At 52.9% G+C, this 16658-nt stretch carries 18 protein-coding genes and 1 riboswitch; all 18 genes read left to right on the top strand.

Annotated elements, in window-relative coordinates; all coding sequences use genetic code 11:
• Positions 1 to 4 precede the first annotated feature (4 nt).
• The 18 genes from IRT44_RS03805 (at position 5) to IRT44_RS03720 (ending at position 16649) form a co-directional block, all read left to right on the top strand.
• Positions 5 to 466: a hypothetical protein gene (locus IRT44_RS03805; protein WP_171564169.1), complete on the top strand. Its 462-nt coding sequence runs from the start codon at positions 5 to 7 to the stop codon at positions 464 to 466.
• A 52-nt stretch (positions 467 to 518) separates the two neighbouring features.
• Positions 519 to 619: riboswitch (SAM riboswitch) on the top strand.
• A 135-nt stretch (positions 620 to 754) separates the two neighbouring features.
• Positions 755 to 1960 (top strand): methionine adenosyltransferase, encoded by a 1206-nt coding sequence (metK, locus tag IRT44_RS03800; protein ID WP_171564204.1) that lies wholly within the window; start codon positions 755 to 757, stop codon positions 1958 to 1960.
• A 125-nt stretch (positions 1961 to 2085) separates the two neighbouring features.
• Positions 2086 to 3105, top strand: a complete 1020-nt coding sequence (locus tag IRT44_RS03795; protein WP_230077478.1) for a polysaccharide deacetylase family protein — start codon at positions 2086 to 2088, stop codon at positions 3103 to 3105.
• Positions 3102 to 4244, top strand: a complete 1143-nt coding sequence (locus IRT44_RS03790; protein WP_171564170.1) for a sensor histidine kinase — start codon at positions 3102 to 3104, stop codon at positions 4242 to 4244. Before IRT44_RS03795 ends, IRT44_RS03790 begins: the two co-directional genes overlap by 4 nt.
• Before the next feature lie 29 nt (positions 4245 to 4273).
• Entirely contained in the window at positions 4274 to 4981 is a 708-nt protein-coding gene (locus tag IRT44_RS03785; RefSeq protein WP_171564171.1) for a response regulator, read from the top strand.
• 70 nt (positions 4982 to 5051) lie between these two features.
• The gene (locus IRT44_RS03780) at positions 5052 to 5423 is read left to right on the top strand and encodes a glycosyltransferase family 2 protein (RefSeq protein ID WP_171564206.1); all 372 of its coding nucleotides are present in this window, start codon (positions 5052 to 5054) and stop codon (positions 5421 to 5423) included.
• A gap of 109 nt (positions 5424 to 5532) precedes the next feature.
• Complete coding sequence (locus tag IRT44_RS03775) at positions 5533 to 7479, top strand: DEAD/DEAH box helicase (protein WP_230077477.1); 1947 nt, start codon at positions 5533 to 5535, stop codon at positions 7477 to 7479.
• Complete coding sequence (locus IRT44_RS03770) at positions 7458 to 8357, top strand: ComF family protein (protein WP_230077476.1); 900 nt, start codon at positions 7458 to 7460, stop codon at positions 8355 to 8357. Before IRT44_RS03775 ends, IRT44_RS03770 begins: the two co-directional genes overlap by 22 nt.
• A gap of 250 nt (positions 8358 to 8607) precedes the next feature.
• Positions 8608 to 9036 carry a TIGR03826 family flagellar region protein gene (locus IRT44_RS03765; protein ID WP_171564173.1) on the top strand — a complete coding sequence of 143 codons (429 nt, stop codon included), beginning with the start codon at positions 8608 to 8610 and terminating at the stop codon, positions 9034 to 9036.
• 148 nt (positions 9037 to 9184) lie between these two features.
• Positions 9185 to 9460 carry a flagellar biosynthesis anti-sigma factor FlgM gene (gene flgM / locus IRT44_RS03760; protein ID WP_171564174.1) on the top strand — a complete coding sequence of 92 codons (276 nt, stop codon included), beginning with the start codon at positions 9185 to 9187 and terminating at the stop codon, positions 9458 to 9460.
• 43 nt (positions 9461 to 9503) lie between these two features.
• Positions 9504 to 10004, top strand: a complete 501-nt coding sequence (locus tag IRT44_RS03755; RefSeq protein ID WP_171564175.1) for a flagellar protein FlgN — start codon at positions 9504 to 9506, stop codon at positions 10002 to 10004.
• A 13-nt stretch (positions 10005 to 10017) separates the two neighbouring features.
• Entirely contained in the window at positions 10018 to 11496 is a 1479-nt protein-coding gene (gene flgK / locus IRT44_RS03750) for a flagellar hook-associated protein FlgK (RefSeq protein WP_230077475.1), read from the top strand.
• Positions 11497 to 11517: 21 nt separating this feature from the next.
• Positions 11518 to 12405: a flagellar hook-associated protein FlgL gene (flgL, locus tag IRT44_RS03745; RefSeq protein WP_230077474.1), complete on the top strand. Its 888-nt coding sequence runs from the start codon at positions 11518 to 11520 to the stop codon at positions 12403 to 12405.
• 19 nt (positions 12406 to 12424) lie between these two features.
• Positions 12425 to 12997: a DUF6470 family protein gene (locus IRT44_RS03740; protein WP_230077473.1), complete on the top strand. Its 573-nt coding sequence runs from the start codon at positions 12425 to 12427 to the stop codon at positions 12995 to 12997.
• A gap of 15 nt (positions 12998 to 13012) precedes the next feature.
• Positions 13013 to 13429: a flagellar assembly protein FliW gene (locus tag IRT44_RS03735; protein ID WP_171564179.1), complete on the top strand. Its 417-nt coding sequence runs from the start codon at positions 13013 to 13015 to the stop codon at positions 13427 to 13429.
• 5 nt (positions 13430 to 13434) lie between these two features.
• Positions 13435 to 13677, top strand: coding sequence for a carbon storage regulator CsrA (gene csrA / locus IRT44_RS03730; RefSeq protein WP_171564180.1), 243 nt, complete (start codon positions 13435 to 13437; stop codon positions 13675 to 13677).
• A gap of 171 nt (positions 13678 to 13848) precedes the next feature.
• Complete coding sequence (locus tag IRT44_RS03725; RefSeq protein ID WP_230077472.1) at positions 13849 to 14673, top strand: flagellin N-terminal helical domain-containing protein; 825 nt, start codon at positions 13849 to 13851, stop codon at positions 14671 to 14673.
• Between the two features lie 65 nt (positions 14674 to 14738).
• Positions 14739 to 16649: a tetratricopeptide repeat-containing glycosyltransferase family 2 protein gene (locus IRT44_RS03720; protein ID WP_230077471.1), complete on the top strand. Its 1911-nt coding sequence runs from the start codon at positions 14739 to 14741 to the stop codon at positions 16647 to 16649.
• Positions 16650 to 16658: the final 9 nt, after the last annotated feature.

The raw sequence follows: 16658 nt of genomic DNA, 5'->3' as shown, positions 1-16658 counted from the left end.
CGAGATGAACAAAGCGACAAAAGGATTGATTGCAGCTGCAGTTGTCGGCACGGCCATTTTTACTTCCCAAGCGATGGCTGACGGCGGAAGCGCCGGCGTGCCGGGTTCTGCAGACGACCCGGTCGTGACGAAAAGCTACGTCGATCAGCAGATTCAGCGAGCGCTGGGCAGCGCAGGCGGCGGGAACAGCGGATTGACCGTGGTGGAGCTGAATCCGGGCCAGACGCTGTACGGCTTTGAAGGGACGGAATTCATCGTCCGCACCGGACAGGTGCAAGCTGTCGCCGGCAACAATGGAGACGGTCTGACCGACATTACGCAGGGGGCGGATCTCCGTGCCGGTGCACCGGTTTCCCACAATCACCTGCTCCTGATCGCCCGCTCCGACAACCGCGGATTGCGGCTGGATCCGAACTACAGCGGCGTGGCCTACATCATGGTGCGCGGCAAATACGAAATCCGCTAAGTGCATATTGACACCAAAGAGAAAAACCAGTATTCTATTATGCGAATGGATACTCTTATCCAGAGTAGGCGGAGGGACTGGCCCTATGAAGCCCGGCAACCGACTTGAGCGGTGCTAACCAGCAGAACGGAAATCTGTTCTGGCCGATAAGAGGTAAGGAACGCATCAAAACAAGCACCTTTTCCTCAAACGGAAAAGGTTTTTTTTTGCATGTGCCTTCGACTGATAAGAACCTGTTTCGGCCACCACACTATTTGTATGAGTCTAAAGGAGGTCGTACACATGGCATTGCAAAAAGGTCGTCGCCTGTTCACTTCTGAATCTGTCACCGAAGGTCATCCGGATAAGATTTGTGACCAAATTTCCGACGCCATTCTGGATGCGATCCTGGCAAAGGATCCGAACGCTCGCGTTGCTTGCGAAACGTCCGTAACCACCGGTCTCGTGCTCGTGGCGGGTGAAATTACCACCAACACCTATGTGGACATTCAAAAGCTGGTGCGCGACACGATCCGCGAAATCGGTTATGATCGCGCCAAATTTGGCTTCGACGCGGACACCTGCGGCGTCATCACTGCAATCGGCGAGCAGTCTGCCGACATCGCCCTGGGGGTTGACCAGGCCCTGGAAGCGCGCGAAGGCAAAATGACCGACGAGGAAATCGAAGCGATTGGCGCTGGCGACCAAGGGTTGATGTTTGGGTTTGCCTGCAACGAAACGCCTGAACTGATGCCGCTGCCGATCAGCATGGCGCACAAGCTGGCCCGTCGTCTGACCGAGGTGCGCAAAAACGGCACGCTCAGCTATCTGCGTCCGGACGGCAAAACCCAGGTGACTGTGGAATACGACGGCGACAAGCCGGTTCGCATCGACACCATTGTCATTTCCACCCAACACGCTCCGGAAGTGACGTTGGAACAAATCAAAAAAGACCTGATGGAACACGTCATTAAGCCAATCGTTCCTGCAGAACTGCTGGATGACGAGACCAAGTATTTCATCAACCCGACCGGCCGTTTCGTGATCGGCGGTCCGCAGGGCGACGCCGGCTTGACCGGACGCAAAATCATCGTGGATACTTACGGCGGCTACGCTCGTCACGGCGGCGGCGCGTTTTCCGGCAAAGACCCGACCAAGGTGGACCGTTCCGGTGCATACGCTGCTCGTTACGTAGCGAAGAACATCGTCGCAGCAGGCCTGGCGGACAAGTGCGAAGTGCAGGTAGCGTACGCCATTGGTGTGGCACAGCCTGTGTCCATCAGCGTGGATACGTTTGGCACCGGCAAGATCGCCGAGGAGGAGCTGGTGAAGCTCATCCGCAAGCACTTTGACCTGCGCCCGGCAGGTATCATCAAACAGCTTGACCTGCGTCGTCCGATCTACAAACAGACTGCGGCATACGGTCACTTTGGGCGTAATGACCTGAATGTGCCGTGGGAGAAGACAGACAAGGCAGAAGCGCTGAAACAGGACGCTGCCGGTCTGTTGAAATAACAACCGAGTAGGGAGAGCCTAGTGCACGCACTAGGCTTTTTTTCTTGGATAGGAATGGTAATCTGGTCATAAAGGAATCCGTTCTCTGGTGTCGAATCACTATGTAGGCTTAAGGAGGGATTTTGTTGCCGAAAAGGTGGCCCTTCTTCCTTGTCATTCTGGTGTCGTTCGGTCTGGTCGTGACTGCCGGACTGCTCGGGGGTGTGCATCTTCCAAATACCTACATGCCGAAAGTGCAACATTTTCCCCCGGTTCCTACGTCTATAAGCACAAGCGGGGATGATACTGCTGCAGCGCGGGAACGAACGGTAGAAAAAGAGGATGCCGTCGTACCCAGGCAGTGGTATCGAAATCGGGTGGTGGTGCTGACTTACCACCATGTGTCGAATCAATCGAACCAACGCTATGTGATTGACCCGGACCAATTTGCCCGGCATATGGCGTTTTTGCGCGAGAATGACCTGCATCCGATTTCGTTGTCGGAGTTTTTGCGTTTTGTCGACACTGGTGTGCTGTCTACCGACAACGCCGTGCTGATTACGTTTGACGATGGATACGAGAGTTACTACACGCATGCGTTTCCCGTGCTGCGGCAGTACCAGTTTCCATCCGTCAATTTTGCTATTGCAGGTCGGCTGCGGGACACCGCGGAGCGCAAGCGAGAAAATATGACGACACCGTTGACTCGCCAACAGATAAACGAAATGCTCGTTTCCGGGCTGGTGGATATCGGCTCACACACATACAGTCTGCATGAACAAGCCGCCAGCAACGAATGGGGAGAATGGGGGCCCGAGACTGCTCCCGTTTACATGGAGGATCTGCAGCGCTTGGAAAACGAGCAGGAATACCGGAACCGATTGTACGTTGACTTTACCATGTCCCGTGTCGGCCTGAGCGATCTGGTGGGCCGACCGGTGGAAACCATATCCTTGCCGTTCGGCTTTTTTAATGACATCGTTCTGCAGACCGCCCAACAAGCAGGCTACCGTTACGTGTTCAACTCCAATCCGGGAGTGGTGACACCCGGCGTCAATCCGCTTAAGATCCCGCGTTTTGACGTCGGCTCGCGCGAGATGGATACTGCCCAACTCCACCAGCTGTTTACGAAAGCGAAAAACGGATTTGAAGGAGAGCAGGAATGAACCAGGCAATCAGCATCAGCATGTTGGATGGAGTAATTAAACGAACGATTGAGACGGTGGAGGCAAGCAAGGCGCAAATCTTTGAGATTTCCGAACATGCACGCCAGCAGGGTAACACGTTAAAGCTGGAATTGCATGAATTGCGACAAGAAATTTCCAAAGTGATTCAGAAGGTGGATGCGCTGGAGCTCGCCTACCGCAAGTCGCGCAACCGGCTGGTGCTGGTGAGCCGCAACTTCCACACCTATACGGAAGAAGACATCCGCATCGCGTACGAGGAAGCGAGCCGGATCCAGGTAGAGTTGTCCATATTTCGGGAACGGGAAAACAACCTGAAGCGCAGGCGCAATGATCTGGAGCGGCAGCTTCGCAACCTGGAGGAGACGATCGAGCGGGCAGAAAAGCTTGTCACGCAGATGGGCGTTGTGCTTGGATATCTGACTGGCGACTTGAGCAAGGTCGACGAAGCACTGGAGACGGCCAAACAGCATCAGATGATGGGATTGAAAATTATTCAGGCCCAAGAGGAAGAACGGAAGCGCGTCGCGCGTGAAATTCACGACGGTCCAGCCCAATCGATGGCAAACGTGGTGCTGCGCTCGGAAATTGTAGAGAAGATGCTGAAAAATGACCGCATTCTGGAAGCGCAGATGGAACTGCACGAACTGAAAGAAATGGTCCGCATGAGTTTGGCCGATGTGAGGCGGATCATTTTTGACTTGCGGCCAATGGCGCTGGACGATTTGGGGCTGGTGCCCACGCTGCAGAAATACATTCAAACTTACGAGGAGCGAACGCAGGTTACCGTCGACTTGGTTGTGTTTGGAGTAGAGCAGCCGCTCAAAAGCTCCGTCAAAGCCGCCATCTTCCGTCTGGTACAGGAATGCCTGAACAACGTGGAAAAGCATGCGGGGGCCAACAAGGTCCAGGTGAAACTGGAGTTTTTGGAGGATGCACTGGTTCTCGTTGTCAAAGATGACGGGATCGGCTTTGATGTAGACCAGCTCACAGCCAAAGGAGGGTCTTTTGGGCTGTTGGGCATGAAGGAGCGGGCGCAACTGCTCGAAGGTACGATGGAGCTGCAGTCGTCGCCTGGAGAAGGAACGAAAGTGATGTTTCAAATACCGGTTAAATATTGAGTGCGAAATCGTACATAGGGAGGATGAACATGGAGAAAAGGCAGCAAGAAATCCGGATTGTAATTGTGGACGATCACCAATTGTTCCGTGAAGGCGTCAAACGAATTTTGGAAATGGAGAGCGACTTTCGGGTAATCGGCGAAGGCTCCGACGGGGAAGAGGCGTATCGCCTCGCTGAGGAGCACAAGCCGGATGTGATCCTGATGGACATCAACATGCCCAATGTCAACGGTGTCTCCGCCGCGGAACACGTCATTTCCGTAAGCCCGGATACCCGTGTGATCATCCTGTCCATTCATGACGACGAAGGTTACGTGTACCGTACGCTGCGTTCCGGCGCGTCCGGCTATCTGTTGAAAGAGATGGGGACGAACGATCTGGTGGAAGCCGTTCGCGTGGTGGCCGGAGGCGGCGCATATATCCATCCGAAAGTAACAGGCAAGCTGATTGAAGAATTTCGCCGCTTAAGCGAACAGGAAGGAGTGGCGGAACGGACGTTTGCGGCAGAGGATTCGGAGCCGGTCGATCCGAAGGTGATCGAGTCGCTGACCCGCCGCGAGCGCGAGGTGCTGCAGCTGATGGCAGAAGGGAAAAGCAACCGGGCCATCGGGGAGTTTTTGTTTATCAGTGAGAAGACGGTGAAAAACCACGTCAGCAGCATTTTGCAAAAGCTGAGCGTGCAAGACAGGACACAGGCTGTAGTCATTTCCATTAAAAACGGCTGGGTGAAACTGTAAAGAGGGAAGGCGGCTGCACCATATACAAGCCATCTGGCATACCTTGATTGCAAGAGGAGGTATGACCGTGATGGAAGAGTTGGTGGTGTGGCTGTTGGCGGCATATGGCTGCTCCTCTCTGCTGGTGACACTTGCAAACCGCTGGATCAGCCGCATGGCAGTGCGAGCGGACCAATCATGCGTGCATTACCGGCTGCTGCTCGGCAACTCTGAGCAGGTGCTGGAATACGCAGTCCGGCGGCTGCATGCCCGTTCGTATTGGAGCGGTACACCGATTCGCATCTCGTATGTCGATTACGGATCGACTGATGATACATGTGGGATCACGGCTGTGTTGAAACGGGCCGGCTGCCTCTGCGCCGACGAGGAGGAAGAGGTGGCCGACGCCCCGGCCGTGATCGTAGACCTTCGCCATACAGACGAGTGGGAGCGCGTGATATAACGCGCTTTTTTCTTTTGTCGTGCTGCTTCACGGTCCCGAAATATTTGCAGACAGCTGCTGTCTTTTTGCACACTGGTCTTGTGGAGACAAGGAGGACGGAGGCGGTAGTGTGCGAGAGTACCTGCTCTATGTAAAAGTGGGGGACGAGGCGGCGCACGTGTATGTGACGCCGTGTTTTACGGTGGATCAGATGTATTGGCGGGAGCGGGACGGCTGCAGGCTCCACGTCATTGGCAAAAGCCCATCGCTGGCGCTGGCCTTTTACCTGAGAGGGATGCTGAACGCGCGACTGCAGGGTCGGGATGTCGGGGAAGAGGAGATTGCCGCCATGCGGGAATGGGCGCTGGCACACGTCAGGGAAACCAACGCCTTGTACGGCCGGGAAGCCGGGGACATGCAGCCGCTCAGGGGAGAGTGGTTTTCGATTGAGGTGACCGGGGAAGACACGGAGGATTCCGATGGCCGGCAAACTGATGAGCGAGCAGATGCCGAAGGAAAGGCTCCGCCAAGTCCTGGAGCATCTCTGTCCGCCGGTGCCCTTCCCGATCTGCGCGCAGACAGTGAGCGGCTGCATCTGCTCTTGCAGGGGCGCGCTTTGCTGTTGGAAGAGCTGGACGGCTTTCTGCATCGGCGCGGCTGGACGGGAAGTCTGCGCACGGAATGCTTGCAGTGGCTGGTACTCGACGGGAAAGCGGAGTGGCGGCCGGGCATTGAGCTGTTCGTGAGACGCGACATATGGCGCCGGCGTTTGGCGATGCGGTGCGGACGCTGCGGCAGCGAGCGGGGGATCGCGCTCACGCTCTGCCACTCCTGCGGGCAGGGCTGCGCATACTGCACGACATGTTTGGACATGGGCAAAAGCAAATGCTGCACGCCGTATCTCTGCGTTCCCGGCAGACGCACCCGCTTTCGCCAGGACGGCGCGGCGGCTGCTCTCCAGTGGGAGGGGCGGTATTCGCAGATGCAGGCGGCTGCGGCGGAACGGGCCAGACGCTTCGTAGCGGCCAGCAGACCGGGGCCCGCGGCGTTTTTGATGTGGGCGGTCTGCGGAGCGGGGAAAACCGAGCTGTTGTTTCCTGCCATCCGGGAGACGCTGGCGGATGGCGGACAGGTATTGATCGCCACGCCGCGCAAGGATGTGGTGCTGGAGTTGGCCCCCCGCCTGCAGCGCGTTTTCCCGGCAGCGCGCGTGATCGCCGTTCACGGGTCCAGCCGGGAAAAATGGGAGGACGCTGACATTACTGTTGCCACCACCCACCAGGTGATGCGCTACTATCAGCGCTTTCCCCTGGTCGTTTTGGATGAGGCAGACGCGTTTCCGTACCACAACAACCCTGTCTTGTACCGGGCAGTTTCCCGCGCCGTTCAGCCCGGCGGGAAAACCCTGTATTTGAGCGCCACGCCGCCCCGCTATCTGCGGAAGCGGCTGGTCCCATCCGCCTTTCGGTTCCCGACCCACTCCGCTACTCACGTGCTGCTGCCGGGGCGGTATCACGGATATCCCCTGCCGGTGCCCAGGGTGTGCACGGTAGCTGCCCTGGACAAGCGGATGCGTCTGGGGCGTGCTGTACCGCCGCTGCTCGATGGCGTCAAGGCTTCCCTCGCGGCCGGCCGTCAGGTGTTCGTCTTTGTCCCGCGGGTGGAGGACGTTCCCCGGGTCCTGCAGTATTTGCAGGCCCGGCTGCCGGATCACGCAAACGCGCTGGCGGGCGTCCATGCCGCCGATCCGGAGCGGGAGCAGAAGGTACGCCTCTTTCGGGACAGGCGTTTTGCGGTGATGGTGACCACTACCATTCTGGAACGGGGAGTCACCATTCCGCGCAGTGACGTGATTGTCGTCGGGGCGGATGCCCCCGTTTTTGACGAGGCTTCCCTCGTCCAGATTGCCGGACGCGTGGGCCGTTCCGCTGACGCGCCGGAGGGAACCATACTGTTTATCCAGTCTCATCGTTCCACCGCCCCCTATGCTGCCATCAGGCAGATTTGCAGGATGAACCGTTTGGCGGAGCGGCTGCGGGAAAAGGAGGCGCGTTCATGCTGCGAGAGCCGTGTGTAAGCTGCGGCGGCCGGGTGACCTCGCGGGAGCGGGAGGAGACAGTCCGGCGCTTGTCTCTGGCCATAGCGCGCAGCGGCCGCTACCCGGCGGTCTACCGGCTGCTGGACGGACTGGGTCTGTGTGCCGATTGTCTTCGGCTCCTGCCGATCGTGGGCGAGCAGATTTGCGTCCAGTGCGGAAGGGAAATGGGCGGCCCAACGCTTCCCCTGCTGTCAAATCAGCAGAAGTGCGGGGACTGCGCATCTGTCGAGGAAGAACCGTTGTCCGGCAACCGTGGGCTGCTGGTCTACAACGAGTGGGGAAAAGAGATGCTCAGCAGGTTCAAATACAGAGGAGACGAACGCATGGCCGGCTTGTTTGCCGCTTTGCTGGCGCTGGCCTTTTACCGCTACTACGGATCAATTCGATTCCGGTGTGCAGCCGCTGTTCCCCTCCATGACAACCGTTTGCAGGAGCGCGGCTTCAACCAGGTGGAGCTGATGGTGCGGGGGCTGAGCAACCACATTGGCGTAGATGCTGTCCCCCTGCTGGCGCGGACGAGGCATACCCCGAAACTGAGCAGGCAGGGCGGGCGTACCGCGCGGCAGGAGAGCATGCGGGGAGCGTTTGAGTGGGTGGGTCCTGTGTCCTGTCGCAGCCGCGAGATGGAGATCACTGCGGATGGCGGCGGATCAGGTGTCCGTGTACGCGGGGATGTGTCGTACTGGCGGCAAAGAGTTGGCCCGGCATTGCTTGGGCGTCTGTTCAAGGCTTCCGACGCCATTCTGCTCGTGGACGATATTTACACCACCGGCACTACGCTGCGTGCCTGCGCAAAGACAATCAGGGATCAGGTGGGGCATGGCTGCCGCGTCTATTCACTGACGGTCTTTCGGTAGCATCGAGCCTGCCTGTTTGCGACTGCCATCAAGGGCATCGACTTTAAAGGAGAAGATTTTCGTTACGGTTTTTCATATGGTTTTTCCATGCACCGCGCAGCCGGCAGCTCCGTTTTATTAATTAAGAGACGGCCAACCCTCTCCATGTTTTTATTCTCTTCATAGCCATCTTGGAAAAAATGCGCTATGATGGAAGTACAACGGGTTGAACATCAAGAGCAAGTACGGGGAGATCAAAGGAGTTGTGCTTATGTCACTGGGCAAACTGTCTAACTGCTCACGCTGCGGTACCCTGTTTGTGCAGGTCGTTCGCGATATTTGCCCTTCATGTCATCAGGTGATAGAAAAAGAATATGAACGGTGCGCCTCTTTTCTGCGCAAGCGGGAGAACCGGGGGGCGACGATCTATCAGCTCAGTGAAGCAACCGGAGTTTCCATTAAACAGATTACCCGATTCATCAAAGAGAGACGAATTTCGATTGCCAACAACCCCAACATGGGCTATCCCTGCGATCGATGCGGGTTTTTGATTCGCAGCGGACAGTATTGTGCCGACTGCACCAAGCATCTGCAGCGGGACATCGTGCTGGATCTCGACGTCGAGCGGCGTCTGGAAGAAGAAAAGCGGGCTCGCTTGATAGAAGCTACATATCGAAGGAAGCAGAATCGTGACGAATAGTTTTCGCGGAAAAAACTAATCGTTTGCCGGTATTTTGCCGATGATACTACTAAAGAAGTATCATCGGTTTTCTTGTTATGATGAGGATGTGGAGCGATCCTGCTCCCAGTCTTTTATGTCTGTTTGGATTGAGAGGATGGTTTTTCAGATGCGTATTCAGGAACCGAACCGCACGGGAATGATAAACGCCTACAATAAAACGGGGCAGACACCGGTTGGCAAAGGGCGCAAGCTGTCTATGGGCAAGGATGAAGTGAACATTTCAGCGGAAGCCCTGGAGATGCTGAAGCAGGTGGAGGACCCCGACTCTCCCGCGCGACGGGAAAAGATACAGCGCTTGAAAAAACAGGTGGAGGAAGGGACGTATCGCGTTCCCAGCGACAAGCTCGCCGACAAAATCCTGTCCTTCTGGCGCAAGCTGTAAGGGACGCGTATGACGACCTCGAGGGGAAAGCTGAGGTGTCCTCATGACGAAGTGGCATGAACTCTACGAACTGCTCGACAACTTGATTCAACTGCACAAGGCGCTGTATACGCTTGCCGTACAAAAAAAGGACGTGCTGATCAAGGGTGACGTCGACGAACTGGTGGCCATCACCAAGCAGGAACAGAAACTGATCCAGGCTGTCGGCAGCGCCGAGGAAGCCCGCCAGGCTGTGGCGGCTCACTTGTTCGCTTCTCTGGGTTTCACCCGGGACAACGGCACGCTTTCTGACCTGATCAAGCTGACGACCAGCGCGGAAGAGAAGATGCGTCTGACCACGTACCGCGACGAACTGATGCGGATTGTCTCTGAACTGCGGGATGCCAACGAGCTCAATCAGCAGTTGTTGGAACAGTCCCTTTCTTTTGTCAACATGACGCTCAACCTGATCACAGATGCGCCGGAGGATGACTTTATCTACGGAAATCCGACGGCGGAGGCGTTCCGCGGAAGCCATCGCAGTTTTTTCAATACCAAAGCGTAAAAGAGGTGCAATCATGCGTTCAACATTTCATGGGTTGGAAGTGAGCAAGCGCGGGCTTATTGCCCAGCAAGCGGCATTGAATACCACCGGCCACAACATCGCCAACGCCAATACGGAAGGCTACACCCGGCAGCGCGTCAATATGGTTGCGACTACTGGCATTCCGTATGTCGGCCTGAACATGAGCAGAGAGGCCGGCTTGTTGGGTACTGGTGTGATGGTGTCAGATATCCAGCGTCTGCGTGAGGATTTTCTCGATCTCCAGTATCGAAACGAAAACAAAATCCTTGGCTATTGGGACGAAAGGGTTGATGCCCTGGCCAAAATAGAGGCGATTTTGCAGGAGCCTTCCGAGACAGGGTTGCAAAAGGTCATGGACCAGATGTGGCAGGCGTGGCAAGATCTGTCCAAAGACCCGATCAACCCGTCTACCCGTGCTGTCGTGCGGGAGCGTTCCATTGCGGTAGCCGAAACATTTGCCAATCTGTACAGGCAGCTTCAGCAAGTACAGCAGGACATGGATCACGTCGTCGGTGTCAAAGCGCTTGAGGTCAATTCGCTGGCCCAGCAAATCGCCGCTGTTAACAAGATGATCAACGACGTCGTGCCGCACGGGTATGTGCCAAACGACCTGTATGACCAACGGGACGTGTTGATCGACAAGCTGTCCAAGCTGGTGCCGGTAAAAGTTAGCTATGTGGAAAACGGCATGGTGGACATTCAGGTAGACGGCCGGGACTTGGTAAACGGGTATACCTCGGTTCCGGTGGCAGCGGTGAGAAATCCGCAGACCGGTCTCAATGAATTTACCATTGGCGGGGTCAGCTTCAAACCGACATCTGGCGCAATCACTGCCATATTGGAATCGCGGGACGTGCTGATTCCCGGCACGATGGAGCGTCTCGATCTCCTCGCCATCAATTTGACCAGGGAAATCAACAATGTGCACAAGTTGGGATACAGCATCAACGACATTAACGCCGGTGGCGGTTCGTCCCAAATCCCGTTCTTTGTTGACAGGATAAGTGGCGGCACTGCGGATCCGACCGGAGCTGCCAACATCGCGATCAACCCTGCCATTTTGGCCAGTCTGGATGCCATCGCCGCAGCCAGACCGGAGCCGGACGGCAGCGTAGTGGCAGGCAATAACGAAAACGCCTTGGCCATCGCTCAGATCAAATTCAAGATCATCCCTGCAGGAGCAGGTCCCACTGACTTCAAAGAAGCGACAACACTGGACGATTATTACCGGTACACCATTGGCGAACTGGGCGTAAAAGGACAGGAAGCCATCCGCAATCAGAAAAACTCGGAAACCATTGTCAACATGGTGGCGGCACAACGCGAATCGGTGTCAGGCGTCTCCATCGACGAAGAGATGTCCAATCTGGTCAAGTACCAACACGCCTACAACGCCGCAGCGCGTTCCATCACAGCTGTTGACGAAATCTTGGACAGGATCATTAACGGCATGGGCCGAGTCGGTCTGTAACGTCGTTAGGGAGGGTAACACATGGCTGTTCGCGTAACGCAAAACATGCTTAACCGCAACATGCTGCGAAATCTGTACAATTCGATGGGCAACATGGATAAACTGCAGGAACAGTTGTCGTCGGGGAAAAAGGTCTCCAAACCTTCTGATGACCCGGTGATTGTGACGAGGGGAATGTTTTACCGCTCCTCGCTGATTGAAAACGACCAGTTCGCCAAAAATACGACGGAAGCGCTCAACTGGCTGGACGCCACAGACCAGGCACTGGATGAGGTGGGGAACGTGTACAAGCGCGTTCAGGAATTGGTGGTAGCCTCCGGCAACGGCACCTTGTCCAAGGACGACTTGAAAATGATGGCCATGGAAATCGCTGAACTGAAAAACCACCTGGGCAATATAGCCAACCAGACGGTGAACGGGCGGTATATTTTTGCCGGGACCGATTCCACCAGACCGCCTTACGATACTGCGTCAGGCCAGTTTACCAACACGAACAGCTCGCTGATTAGACTGGAAATCAGCGAGAATACGTATGTGCCGATCAACATCAACGCGCAGAATGTGTTTAACAATCCGACCGGGAACAACATTTTTACCCTGCTGGACAACATTGTCACGGAGTTGAACAATGGCAACGCTGCGACGGCATACAGTGACCAATTGAAACAGCAGGCCGATTTTGTCTTGACCGAGCGGGCTGCGCTGGGGGCACGAGTCAACCGGCTGGAACTGGTGGAAGACAGGCTGTCCAAAAGCGAGGTCTCCATTACCGGGTTGATGTCCAAAAACGAGGATGCGGACATCGCCGAAGTAATCACCCAACTGAAGGCACAGGAGAATGTTCACCGGGCCGCGCTGTCTGCCGGGGCGAGGATCATCCAGCCGTCTTTGGTTGATTTTCTGCGATAATACCAAGGGGTAGACGCACATGCCCATTGCTTCCTTGCGAATGGAGAGCACGATGGCGCGGATCGGAATCTCCGTTCAAAAACCCGTGCAGGAAATTCAGCAGCCGCATGCTGACCTCCAGCTTCGACAAAGGCCGGCCATCCTGCAGATCAGACAGGACCCCGGCGAGATCACGATCGACTCCAGCCGCGCCCGATACAGTCTCGGGCTGCGAACACCGCTGCAGTTCAGCGACGACAACGCCGCTTTCGGCAAACAGCAGTGGCTGGAGGCGATCGCCCGCATCAGTCAGGAGGGGGACCAACTGCGGGCGATCGAAAACCCGCAGGACCCCATCCCTGAACAGGCGGCTGACAGGTTCGGCATTACCCCCACACCCTTGCCGACCCCGCTCTATCCCGACGAAGGGGTGGACATTGGGTTTCGTCATGGCATTACGTTGATCAATATCCAAAAACAAGGATTTGAGAACCATACCCAAATCCGACCACCCGTGTTAAAATACACGCCGGGAAAAGCGCAGATATACATGCAGCAGTACAATCGGCTGAAGATAGAAGTCGTCGGTCTGCAGGTTGATCGGTTGATGTGAAAAGGAGAAGGTTCCATGATGACTGGCGGTAAGTTTGAGATTGGAAAGGTATTTTTTGAAGAAGGACTCCCTGGTTTTTTGCAACTGCAGTTTTTTAAACTGGTTCAGGAAGAAGAGGGGACGCCCTTTTATTTACTTCAGTCAACAGAGGATGAAAAGGTTGGGTTTTGGCTTATCAATCCGTTTGTATTCTTTGCCGATTATCAGTTCAGACTTCCTGAGCAGAGCAGGGAACTTCTCCGCCTTTCGGATGAGGGTCAGGTCATGGTTTTCAATATTATAACCCCTAGTGAAAAAGGCATTACCGTAAACCTCAAGGCTCCCATCGTCATTAACAAAGAAAATCGAATGGCAAAACAGGTGATTTTGGAAGAAGATTACGATATACGCCATCCGCTGGTACTCAAACATACAGCGCCGGGAGGTGTGTGAAAAGCATGCTGGTGCTCTCCCGGAAAAAAAACGAATCGATCATGATTGGTGAGGAAATAGAAGTCAAGGTAGTCAGTATTGAAGGCGATATCGTACGGATTGGGATTGAAGCCCCTCGTGAAGTGGGAGTATACCGCAAGGAGATTTACATCACGATTAAAGAGGAAAACGAACAGGCCTCTCAACATAAAGTTGATTGGGATGTGCTGAAACGCTTAGTTCATATGGATAAAACGGACGGTGTCTGATCGTCCGTTTTTTTCGTAAAAAAGATCGAAAAAGGTATAAAGTACATGAGATTCTCTACCGATATTACTAGTGTAAGGGTTTCGGCGCAAGCGCGCGATTGTGTCGGAGCCTGAATGATTCAACCAAACGGTCACAAGGACGTGACCGTCAAAATCAAGGAGGAATCACAGATGATTATCAACCACAACCTGTCTGCAATGAATACCCATCGCCAACTGAGCATCAACTCTGGCAATCTCGCAAAAAACGTAGAAAAGCTGTCTTCCGGTTACCGCATCAACCGCGCAGCTGACGACGCTGCTGGTCTCTCCATCTCTGAGCGTATGCGTTCCCAAATTCGTGGTATGGAGCAAGCGGCTCGCAACGCGCAAGACGGCATCTCTTTGATTCAGACAGCAGAAGGTGCTCTGCAAACTGTTAACGATATGCTCGTGCGTATTAAAGAGTTGACCACACAAGCTGCTAACGGCACGTTGGATCAGACCAATGACCGCACTCGCATTAACGAAGAAATTGCTGAATTGGCGAAAGAAATCACCAACATCAGCAATAACACCAAATTCAACGGTATTAAACTGTTGGATGGTTCCTCCAACATTACACTTCAAATCGGTATCGAAGGGACCCAAACACTCACGTTGTCCGCTGCTAGCTTTGGAATTAACGCTGTTGCAGCTCAAATTTCCAGCGGATCCTATCAGTTCACTAGCCAAAACGATGCAAATGCTGTTTTGCAAGATATTGAAGATCAAATCAACATTGTCAGCGCAGCTCGCTCGTACTTGGGTGCAAATCAGAACCGTCTTGAAAACACCATCAACAATCTGAACATCACTGCCGAAAACCTGCAAGCAGCAGAATCCCGTATTCGCGACCTGGATATGGCAAAAGAGCAAATGGCGTTTACGAAAAACAGCATCCTGACCCAGGCTGCTCAAGCTATGCTGGCACAAGCAAACCAACTCCCGCAAGGTGTTCTGCAATTGCTGCGATAATCGAACAAAAAAGAGAGCAAGCGTTTCTTGCTCTCTTTTTTTCTAAATGATGCGAGGGATAGTAAATGAGAATATCAGCTTGCGTAATCACCAAGAATGAAGAAAAGAACCTTCCTTCCTGTTTGGAAAGTGTAAGAAAGATCGTATCCGAGATTATTGTCGTTGATACCGGTTCTACCGACAGGACTATCGAGGTAGCTCGACAATACGGAGCCGCTGTTTTCCATTTTGAGTGGATTGACGATTTTGCTGCGGCAAAAAATTACGCCTTGTCCAAGGCTACAGGGGATTGGATAGTCTTTTTGGATGCTGACGAACAACTTTCTAGAGAGACGATTCCCAACGTATATGATGTTATTAACCATGCTCAGAATGGTAATTACGATTTAATCGCGGGTCTCATAACCGATTACGACCCAGCAACTCACAAAGCATTAAGTACACTTCCTACTATTCGTATATTTCGTAACGATCCCTGTATTCGTTACACCGGGGCTATTCATGAACGGCTTGTAAAAAGTAACGGAACTCCTACCATCTATAATGCAACAGACCGGATTATTATTTTACATAGTGGCTATACACGTTCGGCAATTACAGAAAAGGAAAAATCCAAGCGTAACTTGTCAATATTATTAAAAGAGTGGGGAAAGAATCCTTGCAGCAGTGACTTAGCCTTTTATATTTCTGAAGCTTATTTGATAGGACGTGATTATAAGCAGGCATTGGAGTATGCATCAAAGATGCTAACGTATCAAAATGCCACACTATATGGATTATATGAGAAAAACTATATTAATATCATTCACTGTATGACAGAACTGAATTATCCGCCCCAAAAAATATTGGAAACCATAAAGAAAGCTGTACAGGCTTACCCCGATTTTCCAGATTTCTATTTTTATTTAGGAGATGTTTATCGAAAGGCTAATCGATATCATGATGCAATTGAAGCATTTGAAATCGGTTTAACAAAACTAAACAACGCATTATCTTCACAATCGGGAACCGTGTTTAATACACCGAATGTATTGGCTATAGTAGGTAGTCTTTATTACAGCCTTGGACATATTTCGAAAAGTGTAGAATATTATGTGCAATCGTTACATCTCGACAAATACAATTATCAGGTTTTAATTGAGCTATTGAAAACTTTGTCTCATTTTGAGGAAACAGGAAAAATCATTTCGTTTCTTGAGAAGATCTACAATGCTGATGTGGCTAAAGATACCCTGTTGCTTGTTTCAGCTTCAATTGAAATAAAAAATACGTCCCTTGCTGAACACTACTTAGCTTTTTTAGATCCTTTTCAAGTGGAGGAACTTTCCGCATATCGTGGACAGTTGAAATTACTAAAAGGAAGTTTTGATGAAGCGGCAGCAATATTTCAAGAAAGATACTGTAAACATGGGGATATACAGGATGCAGTTTGCGCGATTACCGGAGTCATTTTGTCTAATGACAGCAGGTGCTTTAAAAATCTAGTTGATATATTACCTCCTTCGTTACAGTCCTTGTTGAACAAGGATATAAATAATATTGATCCCAGTGAACTGTTGTTGCTTGTTAGCACACTTATACGATTGCGTTGCTGGGAAGTGATGATGAAATACGTGGATATAATTGAACATTATGGTCTCCTGATAGAGACAGCAGAGTGTTTTTATCGAAACGAGGAGTATGGTTTGGCCTTTGAATTTTACAAGTATTACTTGGAAAAAGTGAGTGATGTTCCTACAAGTAATGAATGTATAATTTTGATTAAAATGGCCGATTGTTTGTACAATACAGGGGACTTACTAGCTGCTCTTGAATTGTTGAGCCAAGCGCAAGAAATGAATCCGCACGAATATGCCGTCTATGAACGGCAACTTGGTATCTGTATAAAATTGAACGATCAAGAGAAAACAAAACAAGTCGTGCAAACTGCTTTACTGTATTATCCAGACTCGTCTTATCTTTTGTCGCTAGACTGAGAGGAGGTG

Source organism: Brevibacillus sedimenti, from assembly GCF_020923495.1.
GTDB lineage: Bacteria > Bacillota > Bacilli > Brevibacillales > Brevibacillaceae > Brevibacillus > Brevibacillus aydinogluensis.
The sequence above is the reverse complement of the archived record's forward strand: the minus strand, read 5'-3'. Positions and strand labels throughout refer to the sequence as shown.

Bases quoted from the DNA above. Each gene is read 5' to 3' on its own strand.
- flgL (WP_230077474.1), top strand. From the start codon at position 11,518: ATGGCTGTTCGCGTAACGCAAAACATGCTTAACCGCAACATGCTGCGA.
- IRT44_RS03720 (WP_230077471.1), top strand. From the start codon at position 14,739: ATGAGAATATCAGCTTGCGTAATCACCAAGAATGAAGAAAAGAACCTT.
- flgM (WP_171564174.1), top strand. From the start codon at position 9,185: ATGCGTATTCAGGAACCGAACCGCACGGGAATGATAAACGCCTACAAT.
- IRT44_RS03790 (WP_171564170.1), top strand. From the start codon at position 3,102: ATGAACCAGGCAATCAGCATCAGCATGTTGGATGGAGTAATTAAACGA.
- IRT44_RS03765 (WP_171564173.1), top strand. From the start codon at position 8,608: ATGTCACTGGGCAAACTGTCTAACTGCTCACGCTGCGGTACCCTGTTT.
- flgK (WP_230077475.1), top strand. From the start codon at position 10,018: ATGCGTTCAACATTTCATGGGTTGGAAGTGAGCAAGCGCGGGCTTATT.
- IRT44_RS03805 (WP_171564169.1), top strand. From the start codon at position 5: ATGAACAAAGCGACAAAAGGATTGATTGCAGCTGCAGTTGTCGGCACG.
- IRT44_RS03735 (WP_171564179.1), top strand. From the start codon at position 13,013: ATGATGACTGGCGGTAAGTTTGAGATTGGAAAGGTATTTTTTGAAGAA.
- IRT44_RS03785 (WP_171564171.1), top strand. From the start codon at position 4,274: ATGGAGAAAAGGCAGCAAGAAATCCGGATTGTAATTGTGGACGATCAC.
- IRT44_RS03770 (WP_230077476.1), top strand. From the start codon at position 7,458: ATGCTGCGAGAGCCGTGTGTAAGCTGCGGCGGCCGGGTGACCTCGCGG.
- IRT44_RS03755 (WP_171564175.1), top strand. From the start codon at position 9,504: ATGACGAAGTGGCATGAACTCTACGAACTGCTCGACAACTTGATTCAA.
- IRT44_RS03725 (WP_230077472.1), top strand. From the start codon at position 13,849: ATGATTATCAACCACAACCTGTCTGCAATGAATACCCATCGCCAACTG.
- IRT44_RS03780 (WP_171564206.1), top strand. From the start codon at position 5,052: ATGGAAGAGTTGGTGGTGTGGCTGTTGGCGGCATATGGCTGCTCCTCT.
- csrA (WP_171564180.1), top strand. From the start codon at position 13,435: ATGCTGGTGCTCTCCCGGAAAAAAAACGAATCGATCATGATTGGTGAG.
- IRT44_RS03740 (WP_230077473.1), top strand. From the start codon at position 12,425: ATGCCCATTGCTTCCTTGCGAATGGAGAGCACGATGGCGCGGATCGGA.